The sequence below is a fragment of the Pedobacter folensis genome (genome assembly GCF_056490665.1).
In genome coordinates this window covers 242,182-265,202 of the sequence record NZ_JBWJIF010000004.1, presented here as the reverse complement: position 1 = coordinate 265,202, position 23,021 = coordinate 242,182, and the positions used below count along the sequence as shown (strand labels likewise).

The window sequence follows — 23,021 nt, the reverse complement described above, 5'->3', positions numbered from 1 at the left end:
TAATTGAGGGCTTCTGTATGGTTTGTGTAGTAGCGCCAAATTGTTCTATTGCACTGCACCGCTATAGATTTGATTTATGAAACGGGCTACCAAGAGCCCCGGTCATTAACTAACCAAATATTAACTTAAAACTAATTTCTATGAGAGGAAGATTTACATTCGTATTCTTCATTTACTGTATCATGGCATTTCCGCTGGCCTTAATGGCACAAGATATTCCGGTTACAGGAAAAGTAACAGAACAAAATGGTAGCCCTTTACCGGGTGTAACAGTTAAGCTCGATGGAACTACCAGGGCGGCATCTACTGATGCCAATGGTGTTTTTAGCATTCAGGCACCTGTTGGAGGCAAATTAACCATCAGTTTAATTGGTATGGCGCCACAAACGGTAACTATTCCGGCAGGCGGCCGTATTAATGTATCGCTTACAGCCGATTCGAAAGATTTAACAGAAGTAGTGGTGGTGGGTTATGGTACCCAAAAGAAAAGTGTGGTAACGGGAGCAATTTCTAGCGTTAAGGCTTCAGATTTAGAAAATCAACCTGTGGTTCGTATCGAGCAATCATTACAGGGCAGAACCTCAGGTTTAACCATTGCGGCAACGTCTGGCCAGCCAGGTTCAAGCTCAACCGTACGTTTAAGAGGTTTTACTTCTTTTGGTAATAGCAAAAACGATCCGCTTTGGGTAATTGATGGTGTGGTGATTGATGCAGGTGGTATTGGCTATTTAAACCAGGATGATATCGAATCAATCGAGGTACTTAAAGATGGTGCTTCTGCCGCCATTTACGGAACACGTGCTGCTGCGGGTGTTATTTTGGTAACCACCAAAAAAGGTAAGGCAGGTACGCTGAACATTAACTACAGCGGTTATTACGGCACACAGGCGCCAGCTAAAAGATTAGACTTGTTGGATGCTACACAATATGCAACTTTGCGTAACCAGGCACTTGTTAGTGCAGGTAAAGCCCCGGCATTTGCCAATCCTGCAGCATTAGGTGCGGGTACAGATTGGCAGGATTTGATTTTTAACAATAGTGCTCCGAAGCAAAGCCATGAGTTTAGCGTATCTGGAGGAAGTGAGAAAGCAACTTATTTTACCTCTTTTGGTTATACCGATATTAAGGGGATTGTAGCAACACCTATTTCTAAATTTAACAGGGCAAATGTGCGTATCAATACCTCATTCAAGCCCATTAAAGGTGTAACATTTGGCGAAAATTTAGGTTATAGCCACGGGGTTAACAGTGGTATTGGTGAGACTAACCGTGAGTTTGGTGGCGTATTAAGTTCGGCAATTAATTTAGATCCGATTACGCCTTCTATTATTACAGATCCGGCTTCACAATCGGCTTTTTTCCCTTCGGCTACAGGCAATCCGGTACAAAATGCTGCAGCAACCAGAAATGGTGATGGGCAACTTTTTGGGATCTCGCCGTATGTACTACAGGAAATGAAGAACCCTCTGGCTATGATCCAGAACAGATTAGGGAACTATGGCTACGACCATAACATTGTAGGTAATGTTTTTGCCGATTTGGAACCTATAAAAGGTCTGCACATTCGTTCATCGTTGGGTACAAAAATGGCTTTTTATGGAAGTAACTCATTTACCCCGATAGCCTATTACAATACTTCAACACCTATTAACCAATCTTCGTTATCAAGAGAGAATACCTATGTAATTAACTGGAATCTGGAGAATACGATCTCGTACAATAAGGTGATAGATAAACATAATTTCACCTTCCTATTGGGTCATGGTGAGTATAAAGATGGCAACCAGCGCAGGGCAACTGTAGTGTACAATAATGTACCTGCAAAAACTTTCGATGAAGCATCTTTCAGGTACAATGCCTTGCCTGCCGATAGAACAAACAGTAGCGGTGGCGATGGTACCGATCATAGAATCAACTCACTTTTTTCGAGAATCCAGTATAACTATGGTGAGAAATATCTGTTTTCTGCCTTAATCAGACGTGATGGATCATCAAGGTTTGGAGGTAATAATAAATTCGGTTACTTCCCTTCAGGTTCAATAGGATGGGTACCTACTTTAGAAAACTTCTTCCCTAAAAATGATGTGCTAACCTTCCTGAAAATTCGTGGAAGTTATGGTATTACCGGAAATGATGGTATTGGCGATTTTCCTTATATCCCAATTGTAGGGGCAGGAGGAGATCGTAATTACGTATTTGGTTCTACAAATGAAACCGTTTATGTAGGGTATAGCCCAGGTGCTCCGGCCAATCCTGATCTGAAGTGGGAAGAAACCCGTCAGGCAGATATTGGTATCGATGCAACGCTATTCAAGAACTTAACCTTAACCGTTGATATTTATGATAAGAAAACCACGGGTATTTTACAAAACCCACCAATACCGGGATATGCTGGTTACGGAAGTTTTGCGCAAAACGTGGCAGATATCCAAAACAGGGGCTTGGAGATTGAGTTGGGCTATAGAAATAAAATCGGTCAGTTAGATTTTGGTGTAAACGGAAACATTTCGTTTTACAAAAACAAAGTTACGCAGTTACTTCCCGGCAACCTTTTCTTAGAAGATAATAGCGCAACCTTCCAGAATTTTGGAAACATTACCAGAACAGGTTTAAATCTGCCTTACCAGCAATATTATGGTTACCAGTCTTTGGGTATTTTCCAAAGTCAGGCCGAAGTAGACAGTTATTTTGGAGCTGATGGTGTAACCAAATTACAACCCAATGCAAAACCTGGTGATTTAAAATTTGCCAACTTAACTAACGATAACATCATCAATCCTGATGACCGTACTTATTTAGGTAATCCAAACCCAACCGTAAGTTATGGTATCACGATTAATCTAGGTTACAAAAACTTCGATTTTACTGCTTTCGGCAGTGGTTCGGGCGGCAATCAAATTTTTCAGGGCTTAAGAAGGTTAGATATTGCTACAGCAAATTACCAAAGCAAATATTTAGATGCATGGACCCCAAGTAATACCGGAGCATCCCTTCCACGCATTGTTGATGGCGATCCAAATGGTAACTACTCTAAATTTACTAACCTGTATCTGGAAAGTGGTAATTTCTTCAGGTTAAGAACCATGCAACTGGGTTACTCATTGCCTAAAAACATCATTAGCAAATGGGGCATGAAAAAACTTCGGGTTTATGTGCTTGCAGAAAACTTATTTACGATAACCAAATACACGGGTTACGATCCTGAATTGGGCGTAACTGCCGATTCTGGTGGTGGTGCACAATACGGTATTGATCGTGGTGCTTATCCACAGGCAAGGGCATTTTTGTTTGGCTTAAATGTTGGATTTTAATATAATTTAAATCATGATGAAAAAGAATTTTTTATACTTTACAGCATTTGTACTTTCTGTATCGTTGGGTTCGTGCAAAAAGGATTTGGAAGTAAATCCGCAGGACCGTATAACTTTAGATAATTATTATAAAACACAAGCCGATGCCTTTACGGGTTTGGTGGCCATATACGATAGGTTTGCTTACCAATCAGGTGGCTTGTACGATAAATCGGCTGTCATGAGTGTTGCAGGCGATGATCAGCTTGCAGGTGGGGGCGGCCCAAGTGATATTAACGATTTGCAGGTTATGCAAACCTATACACTTAATGCCAGCACAGGTCCTCAGGGTTACCTTTGGAGCAGAGGATATAGCGGAATTTATAGAGTGAATGTTCTGCTGCAAAAAATTGTAGATATCCCGATGGATGCGACCTTAAAAGCAAGGTATATTGCCGAAGCCAAAGCCATGCGTGCAGCGTTTTATTTCGATCTGGTTACCTTCTTTAAAAATGTGCCAATTATAGAAGGCACGGTTGATCCAAAAGATTTATACAATGTTGTTCAGGCTGCACCAGCTGCAGTGTATGCTTATGTAGAGAAAGATCTTGCTGATGCCATTCCAGGATTGCCAAATACAGTTCCGGCTGCTACAGAAGGTGGCCGCTTAACTAAAGGCGCTGCACAGGCCTTACTGGGCAAGGTTTTATTGTACCAGAAAAAATGGCAGGCAGCTGCAGATCAGTTTGCTGTGGTAAACGGCACTGCACCTGGTGTTTCACCTTCGGTTTATGGCTACAAGCTTATTCCTAATTTTGGTGATTTGTGGAAACCAAGCAATAAATTCAATTCAGAAGCCATTATAGAGTTTGTGCACAGCAATAAATCTAACGGTAACTGGTCTGCAGCCGGTAATAGCGAAGGCAATTTATTATCCATCACAACGGGCCCACGTGGATACAGTAAAACGGTTTCTACTGCTCCTGATTATTTTAGCGGCTATAGTTTCCTTGTATTTACAAAAGCCTTTTTTGATTTCATCCATTTCGATCCGAGAAATGCGGCCACGGTAGCCAACTTAGATAGTTTGCAAACTAATGGTATTGCCAAGTACACTGCCGGGTACAATAACACAGGGTATTTCTTTGCCAAGTACATGGGCTTAACTACCCAGGCAGCCGCAAATACACCAGAGTTAAATTTCGGAATAGATGAATACGAAATCCGTTTGGCCGATACTTATTTAATGGAGGCTGAAGCTTTGATGAATGCCGGTGCGGCAGTAGGGGCAGGTTCAAGGGCTTATGCTTTGCTTAATGCCGTTCGTGCAAGGGTAGGACTAAATCCGGTTGCCGTAACACAGGCCAACATTGAAAAAGAAAGAAGATTGGAACTAGCAGGCGAAGGCCAGCGTTTTCCTGACCTTGTACGTTGGGGCAAAGCTGCTGCAACATTGGCTTCGAAAGGTTTCATTGCTGGTCGTCACGAAGTTTTTCCTATTCCGCAAGGCGAATTGAATAACACCAAAATCGAGCAGAATAAAGAATGGGGTGGTACCAAATAAAATCTCATCTATGCACGCTTAATGTTTAATTGTTAACAGGGAGAAAGCGAAATCTTTCTTCCTGTTTTTTTTAATCTGATTATCATTTATCTATGCTTTCTACCAAAGCGTTTCGCCTTTATATTATTGCTGTTTTTACCTTTCCTTCCTTTGCTGTTATTGCCCAAAACCAGCCTGAAGTTTGGCTGACCAAAGCAGATCGGTCTGTTTTATTCGCCAGGCAGGCAGCCGCTTTAAGTTTTACGGCTACAAAAAACAATTGGCCAAGCATTACCGTAAACGATAAAGAAACCTATCAAACTATCGATGGTTTTGGTTATGCTTTAACCGGTGGAAGTGCACAACATATCATTAAAATGTCTGCACAGGCCAGGGCTGCCTTACTCAAAGAATTATTTGCTACTGATGGAAACAACATTGGGGTAAGTTACATCAGGCTAAGCATTGGCGCTTCCGATTTAAATGAAAAAGTATTTTCGTATAACGACCTTCCCGAAGGACAAACCGATTTAACGCAGGCTAAATTTGACCTGGGCCCCGATAAGGTGGATGTGATTCCGGTAATGAAGGAAATCCTGGCCATAAACCCAAAGCTAAAAATTATGGGTTCGCCATGGTCTCCCCCCTTATGGATGAAAACCACTTACGATGCCCGTGGCGGGATGTTAAAACCCGAATACTACGATGCTTACGCCAGATATTTTGTGCGGTATGTACAGGAAATGCAAAAAGAAGGAATCCCTATTGATGCGGTTACCGTTCAAAATGAACCTTTGCACCCCGGGAATAACCCTAGCTTGCTGATGGTTGCACCAGATCAGGCACTTTTTGTAAAAAAATTCTTAGGCCCTGCCTTTGCCAAGGCCAATATCAAAACCAAAATTATTGTTTATGACCATAATGCCGACCGGCCCGATTACCCGATTAGCATTTTAGATGATCCTGAAGCCAAAAAATATATCGATGGATCTGCCTTTCATTTGTACGGGGGAAAGATCGAAGCTTTAAGTGATGTGCACAATGCCCATCCTGATAAGAATATTTATTTCTCGGAGCAAATGGTCGTAGAACAGCCAGATGCTACAGATATTAAAATTGTGAATCCCGTTAGACGCTTAATTATCGGGGCTACCCGTAACTGGAGCAAAAATGTGCTTGAATGGAATTTAGCTGCCGATCCTGAAAATAAACCTTATACCGACAGGGGCGGTTGTTCGATGTGCCAGGGTGCAGTAACGATTGATCAAGATACCTATAGCAGGAACCTGGCTTATTATTCCATTGCGCATGCTTCTAAATTTGTACGGCCAGGTGCTGTTCGGGTAGCTACAAATGATTTGACCGATCTGCCCAATGTTGCCTTTAAAACCCCAGATGGTAAACATGTTTTAATTGTAGCCAATAGTGGAAAAAACGCCAATACCTTTAACATTGGTTTTAATGGCAAAATGCTCGTCGCAACACTCGATAAAGGATCTGTAGCCACTTATATCTGGTAATTCTCTAAAACCTAATCTTATTTTTATGTCTTTCACAAAATCGATATTATATATTTTTCTGCTCAGTACCGTTTCGTTTACAGGGTTTAGTCAGGGTTTTTTAAAAGCCGATGGTAAAAGAATAGTGAACCAAAAAGGGGAGAATGTTTTACTCCGTGGTTTTGGTTTAGGTGGCTGGATGTTGCAGGAGGGTTATATGCTCAAAATCAATAAAGAGGCACAACAGTATCGGATTCGCGAGCGCATAGAAGAATTGATGGGCCCAAAACAAACCCAGGAGTTTTACGATGCCTGGCTGGCTAATCACATGCGTAAAATCGATGTCGATTCGATGAAACGCTGGGGCTTTAATTCCATCCGTCTCCCTATGCATTACAATCTGTATACCTTGCCGGTAGATAAAGAACCTGTTGCCGGTAAAAATACCTGGCTGGAAAAAGGCTTTGCTTTAACCGATAGTCTGTTATCCTGGTGTAAGGCCAATAACATGTACCTCATTTTAGATTTACATGCTGCACCCGGCGGACAAGGAAATGATCTAAACATCGCCGACCGTGATCCCTCCAAACCGTATTTATGGGATAGTGAGGCTAACCAGGAAAAAACCATAGCACTTTGGAAAAAACTGGCCGAACGATATAAAGATGAACCTTACATTGGTGCATACGACATTTTGAATGAGCCTAATTATGGTTTCACCAATCCTGAAGAAGATAAAAACGGAACGAAAGAAAAAGTGAATGCGCCTTTGCGTAAGTTAATGGTCGAGATTACCAAAGCCATCCGTGAAGTTGATCAAAAACACATCATTATTATCGAAGGAAATGGCTGGGGGAATAATTACAATGGTATTTTCCCGCTTTGGGATAAAAACATGGTGCTGAGTTACCATAAATACTGGAATTATAATGATCAGGCTTCAATAGCCCATATTATTAAAGCCAGAGATGAACAGAATGTTCCGGTTTGGCTGGGCGAAACGGGCGAAAATTCGAATGTTTGGTTTACGGATGCCATCCATCTTTTAGAAAAAAATAATATCGGCTGGTCCTGGTGGCCATTGAAAAAAATCGGCGGCAACAACCCGATGGAAATTAAATCCAATCCTAATTATGATGCACTGGTAAAGTACCTGAATAACGGTGGAAATAAGCCTAAAGATAGCAATGTGTACAGCGGTTTAATGGAGCTGGCTATTTATTCGAGATTAGAAAACACCATCATCCACCACGATGTGATCGATGCCATGATCCTCCAGCCCTTTAGTAATGAAACCAAACCTTTCAAGACCAGTTTAATTAAAAATAAAAGTATAATTTATGCTGTAGATTACGATTTAGGTAAAAATGGCAAAGCTTACTTTGATACAGATACAGCCGATTACCATACCTCAACCGGAAAACGAAGTGCAGGTAACCGCGGCCGGATTTACCGGAATGATGGTGTAGATATTGCAAAAGATTCTACACAGTACGAAAAGTATTATGTAAACCATATCGAAAAAGGAGAGTGGTTACAGTACACCATAAATGTGTCGCAAAAAGGAACCTACACGTTAAAAATAAATGCTGCAGCCGATAATGCCGCAGGCAGGGTTAACATTATTGTTGATGGTAAAAAAGTTGCCCAGGATATTGTGATCCCGAATACCGGAGACCCTAAAAAGTTTAGCACTTTTGAGGTTAAAAAGGTCGCTTTAAAAGCAGGTAAACAAAAAATTAAGATTTTAACCGCTGCAGGCGGTTATAATTTTGGTTATATTCAATTCGTAAAATAAAAACAAAACATCATCTTGAAAGGCGCAAAACGTATCCTGTTTATTTTAGGGGCAATTGCCGTTGCAATCATCGTGCTGTCGAGATGTATGAATGTGGCTGATCAATTACCCGTAGATGTAAGGGGTGAGGCCTATACCGGAGCGGCGACCTGTGTGAAATGCCATAAAGATTTATCACAGTCTTATGCGCATAGTGCGCACGGACTTACCTCTAAACCTGTGGTAGATGCACAATTGTTAAAGGTTTTTGCACCCGATTCGAACAGCTTTTTATTCAGCGCACACCAAAAAGTGGTGATCGAAAAAAGAGATAGTGGTATTTTTCAGGTGGCTTATCAGGATGGCCAAGCAGTTCGTTCCCAAAAATTCGATATCGAATTCGGCTCGGGCGAAAAGGCTTTTACTTATGCTTATTGGCAGGGAAAGAAATTGTATGAATTGCCTTTATCGTACTTTTCTGCCATTCAGAATTGGGCCATCAGTCCTGGTTTTCCGAAAGAAAGCTTTTATTATGACCGGGCGATAACCAGCCGCTGTCTGGAATGTCATGCTTCCTATGTAGATATTAAGCTCACTCAAACATCTACTTTTTCAAAAGATGAGGAAATGGAGAAAGGTTCTATCATTTATGGTATAGATTGCGAGCGCTGTCATGGTCCAGGCAAACAGCACGTGGTGTTCCATATGGAAAATCCCGAAGAAAAGACAGCAAAATTCATCACCCTGTTTAAAACACTTACGCGTAAACAGAAAATGGATGTTTGCGCCGTTTGTCATTCGGGCAATACTTTGGTGGCACAGCGATCTGTATTCGGTTTCCAGCCCGGCGACGATCTGGATGCCTATTATTCGCAGGATTTTACAGGTTTTGGTGGAGGTAATATTGATGTACACGGTAATCAAAGCGCCATGTTACAGGGAAGTAATTGTTATCGGAAAAGCGAAAACATGACTTGCCAATCGTGCCACAATTCACACGAAAATATTAAAGGGAATTTAAGCCTTTACTCGCAGCGTTGTATTAATTGCCACAAAAGCACCAATCACAGCAAAATCACTTTAGCAAAAGGAGCGCTCAGTAGTAATTGTATCGACTGTCATATGCCTAAAGAATCTTCAAAATTGATCAGCTTTCAGCAGGCGGGTAAAGATCATTTAAGTCCATACCGGTTACGCTCACACCATATTGCCATTTATCCCGTTATTAATAAGTAAAAACCAAACTTGTATTAAGAAATTCACCGTTACCCATTAATAGGGCTGGGATTTCGTACATTTGGTTTCCACCTTAAAAATTAGATAGTAGCCGATATGCTCATAAAATACTACTTAGCTTTATTCTCCCTTCTTTTTCTCTCCACAACTATTTTTGCTCAAAAAAAAATTACCCTTAGCGGTACCATTCGCGATGCAGGTACAGGCGAAACATTAATTGGTGCAACGGTAAGGATTTCCGGCGCTTCTACAGCTGCAACCTTAACCAATAATTATGGTTATTTTGCATTAACACAAACCGAAGGTACCTATACCGTGGCGATAAGTTATACGGGTTATACATCCGTTGTTAAAACCATCAATCTAACAAAAGATACCAAGTTAAATGAGGAATTAAAGAGTGCAAACGATTTAGACGAAGTGACGGTAAGTGCCAATAACCGTAAAAACGACAACGTTAAAAGTGCACAGATGGGCCTGGAAAGGATTGATATGAAATCGCTTAATTCTATCCCGGTGCTGCTTGGCGAAAAGGATATCTTAAAAACCATCCAGCTGTTGCCCGGCGTAAAATCAGGCGGTGAAGGGAATACAGGTTTTTATGTTCGTGGCGGTGCCGCCGATCAGAATCTAATTATTCTGGATGAGGCTGTCGTGTATAACTCATCACACTTACTTGGCTTTTTCTCTACTTTTAATGCCGATGCCATAAAAGATGTAAGTTTATACAAAGGTGGCATGCCTGCACAATATGGGGGTCGTTTATCGTCGGTTTTAGATGTTAAAATGGATGATGGGAATAATAAAGAGTTTAAATTTCAGGGTGGCATTGGTTTAATTGCTTCGCGTTTAAAAGCAGAAGGACCGATTGTAAAAGACCGGGGTTCCTTTATGGTGAGTTTCCGCAGGACTTACATCGATCTGTTTTTAAGGGCTTCGCCAGATTCATCTGTTAACGGCAGTACCTTAAATTTTTACGATATTAATGCCAAGGCGAATTATAAAATCAATGATAAAAATACCATTTACATTTCCGGCTATTTCGGTAAAGATAATATCGGTGTTAAAGACCTGTTTGAGAACAACTGGGGGAATGTAACCACTACCATCCGCTTAAACCATATTTTTAACGACCGTTTGTTTTCCAATACCTCGTTAATTTACAATAACTATAATTATACCGTTCGCTTGCTAAATGATGCCACCAATTTTAAGGCCACCTCATTGGTACGCGATTTTAACTTTAAAGAAGATTTTCAGTATTTCAGCAATAAACATACCCTTCGTTTTGGGGTAAATGCCACACAACACCGCATCTCTCCGATCGATATCGACAGCGATGAAGCATCGCAGGTGAATTCGCTTACACAGGAAAGGCGTTACGGGATCGAATCGGCTGCTTATATTTCCGATGAGTGGGCGGTAAACGAACATTTAAACTTTCTATATGGTGTGCGTTTGGCGGCTTTTTCTTTAATGGGTCCTGGTAATTTTAGCACCTATGATGCTGATGGAAATATCGTATCGACTGAAAATGTAGCTAAGGGTAAATTCCATAAAAATTACTTTAATCTCGAGCCACGTTTTTCGGTGAGTTATCTGTTTAATGAAGAAAATTCGATTAAGGCTTCCTACAACCGCAATACACAAAATGTACATATTTTAACTAACGCCACTTCTAGTTCGCCAACCGATCAGTATGTGTTGAGCAGCAATAATATCAAGCCCGAAATAGCCGACCAGGTGGCTTTGGGTTATTTTAAAAATATCCAGGATAACAATTATGAACTCTCAGGAGAGATTTATTATAAGTGGCTTAAGAATCAGATCGACTATAAAAATGCAGCTGAATTATTAGCCAACTCCAATGTAGAATCAGAACTTTTATACGGAGTAGGCAGGGCTTATGGAATGGAGTTGTTTTTTAAGAAAAAATTTGGCAAGCTGAACGGTTGGGTGGGTTATACCTTATCGCGCACGGAGCGTAAGTTTACAGAACTTAATGATGGTAAATATTTTCCGGCAAGGCAGGACCGTACACATGATATCTCAGTGGTTGGTATTTACAACATGAACAAACGGTGGACTTTCTCTTCAAGCTTTATTTACAGCACAGGTAATGCCGTAACCTATCCTGCAGGAAAATATAGCGTTGGCGGACAAATGGCCTACTATTATACGCAAAGAAATGCGGGGCGTATGCCTTACAACATGCGCTTAGATGTGAGTGCAACTTTAGAAGGAAAGGTGAGGAAGAAATACCAGTCGAGCTGGAATTTTGGTATCTATAATTTGCTGGCCCGAAAAAATCCTTACGCCATTGAGTTTATTACCGATCCGGATCATCCAGGCAAAACTGCTGCACAGCAAACCTCGTTATTCGGTCTTATTCCATCAATTACCTGGAACTTTAAATTTTAAAAGGATGAAAAAACTGATTATATACTTTTCGCTGTTTGCTTTCTGTTTAACAGGTTGTAAGAAAATTATTGAAATTGATACGGAAAATGCCGATCCTCAGCTGGTAATTGAAGGTAGAATTAACGATTCGCTGATCGATCAGCAGATTAAGATCAGCAAAACCATCGGTTACACCGAAACCAATATTTTTCCGAAAGTTTCGGGTGCTTCAGTTACGGTTACCGATAGTAAGGGAAATATTTTTGTATTTAAAGAAGCTGGCACCCCCGGCACTTATATTAACAAGATGAAGGGTGTACCCGGCGTTACTTATAATTTAAATGTTACTGCCGAAGGACAAACTTACACGGCCAGTTCGAAAATGCCCAATGTGGTTAAAATGGATTCGATAGGGGTGATCAAAAACTTTTTCTTTGGGAGAGAGCGTAAAACCGCTGCGGTATTCTTTAAAGATCCGGCTAACGAAACCAATTTTTATCATTTCAACCTGTATGTTAATGATATTTTATCAGAGCGTTTTTATGTAAATAACGATCGTTTAACAAATGGAAACGACTTAAGGATTCAGTTATTTTTTAAACCACCTACCAACGATCACGACAGTGATGAGTTGAATTCGAACGATAAGATTAAAATAGAAATGGAGTGTATCGATTCGAATATTTTCGATTATTGGTATGCTTTGAGTCAGCAATCTAACCGTGGGCCAAACCAGGGTACCACTCCGGCCAACCCAACTTCAAATATCTCCAATCAGGCTTTGGGCTACTTTAGTGCAAATACTTATCAGGTAATTACGGCCACCGTTAAATAAAATGATTTGGTGGTAGTTTAAATGATTAAAAACACCTGGTAATTTTTAGTGTTAAATAAATCATGAAAGTATTTATAAGTGGCAACATCGCTTCAGTTGGAATAAAAGAACTGGAAGAAAACAATATAACTATCACCCAATGGAAAGAAAACCGGCAGATTACAGCCGAAGAACTGATAGCGGCCTGCCAGGATCAGGATGCCTTAATCAGCGTGGGTCCGAATAAAATTAATGCTGAATTTTTAAAAGCCTGTAGCCATTTAAAGGTGATTGCACTGCACTCTGTAGGTTACGATCAGGTAGATGTAACTGCAGCCAAAAAACTGAATATCCCGATTGGGAATACCCCTGGGGTTTTGAGCGGAGCAACTGCCGATACTGCTTTTTTATTAATGCTTGCGGTATCGCGGAAGGCCTTTTTCGCACACAAAAAAATCATTAAAGGCGAGTGGAAAAACTATGAGCCCACACCCGAACTCGGGATTGAGGTGAACGGCAAAACCCTTGGGATTTTTGGCCTGGGGAAAATTGGACTGGAGATGGCCAAAAAATGTATAGGTGCTTATCAAATGCCGGTAATTTATCACAACAGATCGCGTAACGAAGAAGCTGAAAAAGAAATCGGTGCAAAGTATGTATCCTTCGAAACGCTTTTGGCACAAAGCGATGTGCTCTCTGTCCATACCGCACTAACCCCCGAAACCAAGGATAAATTTACACTTGATGTTTTTAAGCAGATGAAAGCCAATTCAATTTTCATTAATACGGCCAGAGGTGCTATCCATAACGAAAAGGATTTGATCAAGGCTTTAGAAGAGAAAATGATATGGGGAGCAGGTTTGGACGTAACGAACCCCGAACCGATGGATAAAAATAATCCTTTGCTGTCAATGGAAAATGTTGCTGTTTTACCACACATTGGCTCGGCTACCGAAGAAACCCGGGCAGCTATGGCCCAGATTATTGTTAAGAATATTGTGGCAGGATTGGAAGGCGAGAAGCTACCATTTGAGGTAGTTTAGGATGGATGATGGCAGAGGAAGATGGATGATGTAAAATGTAAGGGGTAAGAATGTAAGGTGGATGAGGGGCTAATCGATAGTTAAAATTCCGTCATCCATCTTACATTTTCCATTATTAAGCCATTGGCATTATGTTTTTATTCCATCATCCATCTTACATTTTCCATTTCAGCCATTGGCATTATGTTTTTATTCCATCATCCATCTTACATTTTCCATTTCAGCCATTAGCATTATATTTTTACTCCATAATCCATCTTACATTTCACATCACCCCTCTACTTAACCAGATACTTAAATACCGATCTTCCTAAATTTCCGTTGGCATCTATTCCTTCAATAATTACTTTATACTGGCCTTTACCATCTGCGTTATAATATTCGAACGAAGCATTACCGGTTGCATCAGTAACAACTTTTGGATTCCAATAAATGGTGGTTCTTAAATCGTTGCGGTTCGTGCTGGCAGGCACATCATATTTTGGAGAATAGAATTGTTTTTCTTTGTTGTAACCCTGTGGTGAAAAGGTTAGCTCATAGTATTTTGGTAACATATCCATCAACTGCGCTTTAGATATTTTAGTTCCTTTAGGCGCTTTCTTTTGATTGAATACAATTACCCCGTTTACATTATTTGCACGGTTTACCAGGCCTAAATCATCTCTTAAGAACACTTCAACAGATTCGAGCTGGTTAGCATCTAAAGTATTAATCTGGTTTACGTCAACATTCATCCCGTTAATAAAAATTCCCATGGGGATCTTTTTACCCTGGTTATAATCTCTCGTCACATAGAAATTATTATCCACAAAGGTTACACCCGGTAACATGCCCTGTAAACAGTTAATCAGTAAACCGCAACCTTTTAGTCTATCGCCGCTCACTTCATGGTCGGCCATTTGGCTCAGTCCACTTAAGGCCGGGTAATCTTTATGGCTGACTTTCGGAATTACCGCCGCTTTAATATTTACGTCTTTCAAAGTATGTAAATAAGCATATTGTCTTTTGCTGTTATCTAAATAACTGGTTAGCGCACTATCAATATTTAAAACCTCCTCAGCTGCACTAAAGTTTCTGGTTAGTGTAGGCACTGGCGCACCATTTAAGCTTAAGGTCATGTTTTTATAGTTTACATTGTACTTAGCCGTAATGGTAACTTTAGATGAGTCGTTAAACATCAGGTTTTGGAATTTAAAATTCCCTACAGGATCTGTGGTCGCTTCTAAATTAAAACGTTTGTCGGGAATGGATAATAACAATGCTCCTTTTCTAACCGGGATGCCATTATTCTGTCTTAAAATACCCGAAATTTCGATGCCTTGTTCGGGTAAGAAATCAATTTTAGGTAATTTATTGGCAATAATATCAGTGTATTTAAAACTGCGATAGCCCTGGGTAAGCAACAATACATCTAAATCTGCATTTTTCTTCGCATCGGGTGCATTAAAGTAATAATTTGCTTTTTCGATATAACCTTTAACATCGCTGCTTAATAATAGTCCTGTTAATATGGTACTGGTTGCATCTTCGTTTGATGGAACCTTCGACTCATCTACAACAGCTACCGAGAAGCTACCTTCTACCGGAGCGCCATCTTTTTTAGCCGCCACATTTATTTTAACCTTTTTCTTAATTCCGTAGGTGGTGGCAGCACTGGTTAAGGCTACTGCCATGGTGTTTTTATGCTGAACAAAAACCAATCGCTCACTTAGTGGTTTACCAAATTCATTAAACAGGGTAAATTGAGCAATTCCATTCGGGAATTTAGATTTAAGTACGGTGGTATTGTATTCTTTATTTGATAATGCGGTTTGGGCACCATAGCAGATTACACCTTTACTCTGCGCAATTAAATAAAGCTTTTTACCTTGGTTTTGCTCAAAGAAAGCATCATTTGCTGCAATTTTTATGGCTATATTATCTGCACTGCTGTTATCTATATTTACCGCAACGCCATTTGCAGCAACTGCAGGCAAATTATAATTTTGAGTGCTACCGTCGGCATAGGTAACTGCCGCTTTGTAGGTTTTTCCGTTTTCCGCCAATAAGCTGAAACTACCCATCCCTAAATGCTGCGCAGTAAAAGTAGCTACAGTTTTGCCATCATTATCAGTTACCGTGCCTTTTGAGTTAATGCCTAAACCATCACTTTTAATAGCTTTAAAGGCTACTTTGTTGCTTAGGCCGGCAATTAAACTTCCGCCTTCGGGGAAAAATTGAAAATCTTTGCTTACGATCGCGTTTTTAAGCTGAAAGCTACTGTTGGCCACATCTTTATCGGTGGTATTAATGCTGGTAATCAGTTCGCCTTTTTGTAATTGATATTCTGCCTTTTGTGCATTGCTCATGGCTATTGTTAAATAACCGCTGGCATCTGTTGTGCCCCTTCCTTTGGCAATAACCGTATAACTCGTTACCACTTGCCAGCTTACATTTTTATTGGCGTAGGGTTTATTGTTGGCATCTTTAAATTGTACGCGTGCATCAATTTTTTCTAACTTATCGGTAGAGGTATTTTTATAAGTGATATGGGTTTTTACTTCCTTGTCGATTGCTTCTCCCACATAAAAAGTCTTGTTAAAATAAGCCGGATCTTCAGTGTTAAGCATCCATAAGGTATACGCCCTGATGTGGTAATTTCCTTGTTTATAGTTGATCTGATCTAAAGGGAAGCTGCCATAGGCAAAACCACCTGTAATGGGTAATTTTAAGGTCTGGATAAGCGAATCTTTCTGGTTAATCACATCCACATAAATGATTTTACTAATTGCAGATAAGAAATTCTGGTTTTCGGTAACGTAGGCTTTAAACCAAACGGTATCGGCTACCGCGTAATATGGTTTGTCAAAATGAAGATAAATCTTTTCAGCAGGATAATCGCTCAATACCTTATTCGTTTTGGTAATGATGCTGTTTATGCTGATGGTATCGGTTTGGGCCGAAGAAGAAAAACTTAGTGCTGATAAAAGTGAAAGTATTATAAACGATAATCTAAAAATCTTCATGGATTGGATATTAAATGCTAAGCCCGTAAATATATCCAATTATAAATAGAGCACATAAAATGTGATGATGTTTAACATTTTTTTACAAAAAATCCAATGTTCATTGTTCTCGTTTGTAACGAAGATGGGGAGAGAAGGGCGATTTTATCACCACGAAATAGTTGATAGCCACATTACAGATGTGGTTCTCGCTATCATCGTCCTCGTTTGTAACGAGGATGGGAGAAGAAGGGCGATTTTATCGCCACGAAAATAGTTGATAGCCACATTACAAATGCGGGTCTCTTTAATACTCTGCATACCGTCGTCCTGAACTCGTTTCAGGATCTTAAAACAACCGATAAGGATGCTGAAACAAGTTCAGCAGGACGATACATTGGAAGCCGTCATCAAAATATGTTCTAAAACAAAACCGGCCGCTATTTTAGCGGCCGGTTTTAAATTATGATGTTGTTTGCCTGTTATTTAAACTCGATTAAGAATTCTTCTTTAGGTGAACGTACCTTTTTAAGGTTTACCAGCCAGTCGCCGGCTTCGTCTCTATTCCCTAAAGGCAATAGGGTAACACTTTTTAGACCTTTTTTATCTAAACCTAAAAGTTCATCTAAAGCCGGACCATTAAAGCCTTCCATTGGAGTAGCATCAACTTTTAACAAAGCGGCTTCTGCAATAGCAATACCAAAACCGATATAAGCCTGACGGGCTGCATGGTTAAAGTTTTCTTCTGCAGTTCTGGATAAGATCATACCCTTTAACTGTGCTTTGTATGCATCAGTTCCGCTTTCTGGTAAGCCACGCTCCGCATTCATTCTGCTGAAAACGGCATCAATACCTTCTTCTGTATAGTTTTCGTTAGCGGCAAAAATCAATAGGTGAGAAGAATCGATCACCTGCGACTGGTTAAAAGCAATCGGTGCAATTTTCTCTTTTAACTCCTGGTTGGTTACCACGATAACTTTAAATGGCTGTAAACCTGATGATGTTGGTGCCAAATGTGCTGCAGCAATAATTTTGTCAACCTTTTCTTGTTCAACAGGTTGACCGTTCATTTTCTTAACGGCATAACGCCAGTTTAGGGCATCTATTAAGCTCATATTTTTGAAGATTATTTTTAAATTTTATAGGGCAAATATGCAGATAAGCGGTAAGTCTAATGTTGATGTATGGTAAGAAAATTTTTTGCCTGGTCTCGGTTGACTGAAGGGAACGGTAAGGAGGGATTTTTCTTAGCCGTTGACTTCAGTCAACGGGAATATTTAATAGAAATTAAGGTACAAACCTCAAATCGCTGCGTACCGGGAAGTGGTCGGATAATTTGGCCTGGGTAATTTTGTAATTTAATACTTCCAGTTCTTTAGAGGTGGCAATATAATCGATCTGAAAATTAGGGAATTTGCCATTATAGGTTTTGCCAAACCCGTTTCCCTTTTTAATAAAGCTGTTGTTTAATCCGGCAGTAATTTGAGTAACCACGTAAGATGCTGGCGTATCATTAAAATCGCCTGCAATGAGGTAAGGCGTTTTACAGGTGGCCATCTCCTTCTTCATAATATCTACCTGACCGCTACGTTTCAAAAAAGCACTTTTCAGCATTCTTAAAATCCGTTTAGATGGCTGGAGTTCGGTATTCATTTCCTTCACCTTATCCAGGTATTCGTAATCCTGTTTTTCGAAAGATATGGATTGAAAATGTACATTGTAAACCCTCAGGGTTTTTCCTTTAATGTTTAAATCGGTGTAAATACTCATGTTACCAGCCAAACCTTCAACAAAAGGGATTTTACCAGAATCTTTAATCGGGAATTTAGAGAATATGGCTAAGCCAGTGGCTTCGTAATCATTTTTATTGGTTGGTACGAAGTAGTAGTATTTTGTATTCAAAAGTGCTTTTAAGCTGTCAACCGTGTCAAATGCGCCTTTATAACGGGTGAAAAATTCCTGAAAACAGATAATATCGGGATTTTGGTCTTTAACCACCTGAAGCATTTTTTCTTTTACCGATTCGGTATTGTCCTGGCCGTATAATTTAAAACTATGCACGTTATAAGTCATCATTCTGATGCTGTTTTCTGGTTTTTCTACGCCACCTTCATCACCTCCAATGGCAAAGGTGGCCTTTAACGTTTTAGCACCAAGCGCAATAATTAAAATGGTGGCGATTGCGAAAACCCATTTTTTGCTTAAAAACCACCAAACCAGAAAGATAATATTAGCAAATAAAACAAAAGGGTAGGCCAGTCCGAAAAAAGCAATAATGGTGTGCGCTCTTGGATCCATATTACCGGCGAGAACCCCCAAAAGCATCGCAATTGCCAATGCAACAGCAATAGGCAAAAGGAGTTTATCCATAAAACTATATTTCTTTTTTTTTGTGGCCATTAATCTTTACTTGCCTTAAATAGTTTTTCTTTTTCTACCGCCGTTAATTTATCGTATCCTGAGGTTGATATTTTGTCTAAAATGGCATCTATTTCCTGCTGAGAAACACCGCCTTTAAATTCGGGTTTTTTAACCGGTTTCTCATTCCGAACTACTTTTAGTTTCGGTTTGCGCTCAAAAATTTTGCTCCAGTCTCTTCCGCTTTGCAAACTTTTAATAAAGGTGAATCCTAAAAGTGCACCACCAATATGGGCTAAACTTCCACCTGCATTTACTGATCCGATGGCAATAAAATCGAGGATGAAATAGACAATGGCAATCCACTTAATTTTAACCTCACCAAAGAAAAGTAACATGATGGTGTAATTCGGTACCAGCGTTGCTGCGGCAAAAATAATGGCCATTACTGCGGCAGATGCCCCTACAATGGTTACGCCTGCTAATCCGCTGGCATAAAGCGGAAATATATTTAATGCGGCAACAGCAAATAAACCTCCAAATAAACCACCTGCCAGGTAAACAAAATGAAACTGACGGCTTTTTAAGAAATTCATAAAGATGTTGCCGAACCAGAATAAACCAAGCATATTGAACAGGATATGAAGAATCCCGTCATGAATAAACATATAGGTAAATATGGTATAAAATCGCTCAGGTAATTTTGAAATACTGGCAGGTAAACCTAAATAATCGCTTACAAATAAATCAACCGTGTTACCTTGGCCACTTAGCTTGCTAAATACCCCAATAACAGCGATAATTAAAAAGAGGATCACATTAATCCCAATGTAAAAGAACAATGGGTTGCCCGATTGAAAAACCTTGTATTTTAAATCTTTGAAAGTATTATTCATAGAGTGTATAAAATGTATCGTTTTTGTCTTTCCATATTTTAACCAGTATAAAGCCAATTAAAGCGCCCCCAAGGTGGGCATAATGGGCAATAGAATCGCCCTCAAACTGGGCAACACCCAAAGATAACTCTACTAAAATATAAATTGGTATAATATATTTTGCTTTTACCGGAACCGGAATAAACATAATTAGCAGCTCGGCATTTGGATAAAGCATGCCAAAGGCCACCAGTAAACCAAAAATAGCACCAGAGGCACCAACCATGCCGCCGAAATAAATGCTGCGTAACGTAACCGCCTGTGCCATTGAAAGTTGTTGTGTATTAAACTCTCCCTGAAATAATGCGGTAAGATTTATCTTTCCGTTATTAGTGGCACTACCGATAATCTGGTGTACTTCGTAAGCTTGTACGGCCCATTGTAATGCAAGTGCTCCTAATCCGGTAATAAAATAAAAGATAATAAATTTTTTGCCTCCCCATCTCGATTCTAACAAACTTCCAAAGGAATACAATGCAAACATGTTAAAAAAGATGTGTGCTATACCACCGTGCATAAACATATAGCTAATCGGCTGCCATAACTCAAACTTCGGAGAATCAAAATAATATACTGCTAACCGATCATCAAGGTGGAGCGTTGTTAGCAGGTAGCTAGCCACGAAAAATAAGATGTTAATAATCAGTAGGTTTTTTACTACTGGTGGAATATATATGTTATTCATTTAATTTTAAAAATCGGTTATTTTTTAAAAGGGTTAATCGACGCTAAACGCCTAACTCCAAATTTTTTTACCACCTCAGAAACCTAAGGGCATCTAAGTTTTGTATGACCGTTAATCGCCAGACTTCTCCTGAATTCCAGCTTAATACTCCAAACGCCCAACTCCAAACGCTTAACCGGGTTAATTGTTTAAACTGGTTAACTGTTTAGTTGGCTTCAACTTTTGCTATGCCAATCAATCTTCGGTCTTCCGACCCCTGACCTCCGACTTTTTCTCTTTAGTCTTCCGACCTCCGACTTTTCTATCCCTTCTCAAACTTCTTATCCAGTTCTGCCAAAGTAATGGTTTGGATAATCGGTTTACCACTCACGCTAAAGTTAGGTGTTTTACAGGCAAAAAGTTCATCAATCAAGGTATTCATTTCTTCCTGGCCAAGGCTTGTTCCTGCTTTAATGGCACTGTTTTTAGCTAAACTCCTGGCAAGGCTGTCGCGTTTGCTTAGTTTTAATTCTTGTTGCGAGTTTTTAAAGCCCTCAATCAATTGTTCAAATAACTGTGTTTCGTTAATGTTACTGCTACCCAGGTCCACCGGAACACCTTCTACTACCAACGTATTTTTACCAAATTCCCGTACATCGAAGCCTAAACTTTTTATATCATCCAGTAAACTTTTGGCCAGTTCAAAATCGTTGGCATTAAGTGTAATGGTTTGTGGAAATAAACTCTGCTGCGATGCACCTTTGCGGTCATCCAGATGTACGAGAAAACGTTCGTAAAGGATCCGCTCATGCGCCATTTGCTGGTCAATTACCATTAATCCCGACTTAATCTGCGAAACAATATAACGGTTGTGCAATTGCATATACTGCTTTTGCTTGGTTTCTAAAACAGTTTCATCCGCATAAATAGAGGTTTGCTCCACAATTGGCTGTTCTGTTATTTCGTAAAGCGAGCCCCAGTTTTTAGCACTCGGTTTGGCTTCATAATTTCTCGGTGAAGTAGCATAACCAGATGTAGAACTGCTATCGCTGGCAAAAGGATTAAAATCAGGATTGAAATTAATGCTGGGTGGTACAATATCTTCAACCGCTTTATGGGTAATCATATTGCTAAAACCAGTTTCCTGATCAAAATCTAAAGTTGGTGCAATGTTATACCGGCCAATGGAACGTTTTACGGCCGATTTCATGATGGCATAAATCGACTTTTCGTCCAGATATTTAATCTCTGTTTTAGTAGGATGTACGTTTACATCGATTTTCGACGGATCGATCTCAATAAACAGTACATAGAGTGGATAACTATCATCAGGCAGTAGCTCTTCAAAAGCAGAGCTTACCGCATGGTTTAAATAAGGATCTTTAATGAAGCGGTTATTCACAAAAAAGAACTGTTCGCCCCTGGTTTTCTTTGCAAAAGCAGGCTTGCCAATATATCCTTTGAGGTTAATAATGGTCGTTTCCTCTTCAACAGGAACCAAACGTTCGTTATAATTATTGCCAAAAAGGTGGACAATGCGCTGTTTTAAATTGCCTTTTGGCAGGTTAAAAATCTCGGTTCCATCATGGTGCAGACTAAAAAACACACCCGGATGTGCCAGTGCTACGCGTTGAAATTCATCCAGAATATGGCGCATTTCAACCGGATTACTTTTAAGGAAGTTTCTTCTGGCTGGCGTATTAAAAAATAGGTTTTTAATCGAAATCTGTGTCCCAGCTGAGGTGGCAACGGGTTCCTGATTGGTTACCTGTGCACCTTCTATTGAAATGCAGGTGCCAATTTCATCTTCATGCCTGCGGGTTTTCATTTCTACCTGCGAAATAGCCGCAATAGAAGCCATGGCCTCACCACGGAAACCCATAGTGCGGATGGCAAATAAATCTTCTGCTTTTTTTACTTTCGAGGTGGCGTGGCGTTCGAAACACATTCTGGCATCGGTAACGCTCATTCCACAGCCGTTATCTATAATCTGAATCAGTGCCTTACCGGCATCTTTTACTACCAGTTGAATTTTATCTGCGCCGGCATCTATCGAATTTTCGAGCAATTCCTTTACCGCTGAGGCAGGTCGTTGAACAACTTCTCCGGCAGCAATTTGATTGGCAACAGCATCAGGCAATAAGTGAATAATATCAGTCATGTATTATGGCAAAGTGAATTCGCTAAATTATGCAAAATAAGCTTAAAGAACCCGATTTGTTTAAAACTCAACATGTAAATGACTGTAGCTAAATAGAATTAATTGCCTGGTAAGCTTGTTTTTCTTGAGTTGTCATGCGGAGTGCCGTAAAGAATCTGTTTAAGGACGAATTAATTGCTTATATTTCAGTTTCTTATTTCATTTTTTTGAAAAGCAGGTTCCAGTGCCAGTCGGTTCGGGTAGTCCCGCTGTCCGCTAATTCCGATGAAGGATCGGAACCGCTTCCATCGGGTTTATTTGATAAAGGGCTGGCATTC

14 protein-coding genes are annotated in these 23,021 nt (G+C 40.0%); 8 read left to right on the top strand and 6 right to left on the bottom strand.

The genetic code is table 11. The features are described from left to right. The first annotated feature begins 140 nt into the window (after positions 1 to 140). From AC04QZ_RS20855 to AC04QZ_RS20820, 8 genes are all read left to right on the top strand, one after another. Entirely contained in the window at positions 141 to 3,311 is a 3,171-nt protein-coding gene (locus AC04QZ_RS20855; RefSeq protein ID WP_478359313.1) for a SusC/RagA family TonB-linked outer membrane protein, read from the top strand. Between the two features lie 13 nt (positions 3,312 to 3,324). Next, positions 3,325 to 4,854 carry a RagB/SusD family nutrient uptake outer membrane protein gene (locus tag AC04QZ_RS20850; protein WP_478359312.1) on the top strand — a complete coding sequence of 510 codons (1,530 nt, stop codon included), beginning with the start codon at positions 3,325 to 3,327 and terminating at the stop codon, positions 4,852 to 4,854. Positions 4,855 to 4,946: 92 nt separating this feature from the next. Then, on the top strand, positions 4,947 to 6,353 hold the full coding sequence (locus AC04QZ_RS20845; protein WP_478359311.1) for a glycoside hydrolase family 30 protein: 1,407 nt from the start codon (positions 4,947 to 4,949) through the stop codon (positions 6,351 to 6,353). 25 nt (positions 6,354 to 6,378) lie between these two features. Continuing rightward, on the top strand, positions 6,379 to 8,130 hold the full coding sequence (locus tag AC04QZ_RS20840; protein WP_478359310.1) for a cellulase family glycosylhydrolase: 1,752 nt from the start codon (positions 6,379 to 6,381) through the stop codon (positions 8,128 to 8,130). Between the two features lie 15 nt (positions 8,131 to 8,145). Continuing rightward, positions 8,146 to 9,345, top strand: a complete 1,200-nt coding sequence (locus tag AC04QZ_RS20835) for a multiheme c-type cytochrome (protein ID WP_478359309.1) — start codon at positions 8,146 to 8,148, stop codon at positions 9,343 to 9,345. Positions 9,346 to 9,441: 96 nt separating this feature from the next. Continuing rightward, complete coding sequence (locus AC04QZ_RS20830) at positions 9,442 to 11,766, top strand: TonB-dependent receptor (protein ID WP_478359308.1); 2,325 nt, start codon at positions 9,442 to 9,444, stop codon at positions 11,764 to 11,766. A 4-nt stretch (positions 11,767 to 11,770) separates the two neighbouring features. Then, entirely contained in the window at positions 11,771 to 12,580 is an 810-nt protein-coding gene (locus tag AC04QZ_RS20825) for a DUF4249 domain-containing protein (protein WP_478359307.1), read from the top strand. A 62-nt stretch (positions 12,581 to 12,642) separates the two neighbouring features. Next, positions 12,643 to 13,602: a 2-hydroxyacid dehydrogenase gene (locus AC04QZ_RS20820; protein ID WP_478359306.1), complete on the top strand. Its 960-nt coding sequence runs from the start codon at positions 12,643 to 12,645 to the stop codon at positions 13,600 to 13,602. A 278-nt stretch (positions 13,603 to 13,880) separates the two neighbouring features. Here the strand turns inward: AC04QZ_RS20820 and AC04QZ_RS20815 are convergent, their stop codons facing one another. From AC04QZ_RS20815 to mutL, 6 genes are all read right to left on the bottom strand, one after another. Continuing rightward, entirely contained in the window at positions 13,881 to 16,607 is a 2,727-nt protein-coding gene (locus AC04QZ_RS20815; protein ID WP_478359305.1) for a carboxypeptidase regulatory-like domain-containing protein, read from the bottom strand. Positions 16,608 to 17,068: 461 nt separating this feature from the next. Then, complete coding sequence (locus AC04QZ_RS20810; protein WP_086547792.1) at positions 17,069 to 17,701, bottom strand: nitroreductase family protein; 633 nt, start codon at positions 17,699 to 17,701, stop codon at positions 17,069 to 17,071. A 172-nt stretch (positions 17,702 to 17,873) separates the two neighbouring features. Next, the gene (locus AC04QZ_RS20805; protein WP_478359304.1) at positions 17,874 to 18,986 is read right to left on the bottom strand and encodes an endonuclease/exonuclease/phosphatase family protein; all 1,113 of its coding nucleotides are present in this window, start codon (positions 18,984 to 18,986) and stop codon (positions 17,874 to 17,876) included. Then, the gene (locus AC04QZ_RS20800; RefSeq protein WP_478359303.1) at positions 18,986 to 19,840 is read right to left on the bottom strand and encodes a rhomboid family intramembrane serine protease; all 855 of its coding nucleotides are present in this window, start codon (positions 19,838 to 19,840) and stop codon (positions 18,986 to 18,988) included. The genes AC04QZ_RS20805 and AC04QZ_RS20800 overlap by 1 nt, the downstream gene beginning before the upstream one ends. Further along, positions 19,833 to 20,564, bottom strand: a complete 732-nt coding sequence (locus AC04QZ_RS20795) for a rhomboid family intramembrane serine protease (RefSeq protein ID WP_086547789.1) — start codon at positions 20,562 to 20,564, stop codon at positions 19,833 to 19,835. The genes AC04QZ_RS20800 and AC04QZ_RS20795 overlap by 8 nt, the downstream gene beginning before the upstream one ends. A 301-nt stretch (positions 20,565 to 20,865) precedes the next feature. Further along, the gene (mutL, locus tag AC04QZ_RS20790; protein WP_478359302.1) at positions 20,866 to 22,704 is read right to left on the bottom strand and encodes a DNA mismatch repair endonuclease MutL; all 1,839 of its coding nucleotides are present in this window, start codon (positions 22,702 to 22,704) and stop codon (positions 20,866 to 20,868) included. Positions 22,705 to 23,021 lie beyond the last annotated feature (317 nt).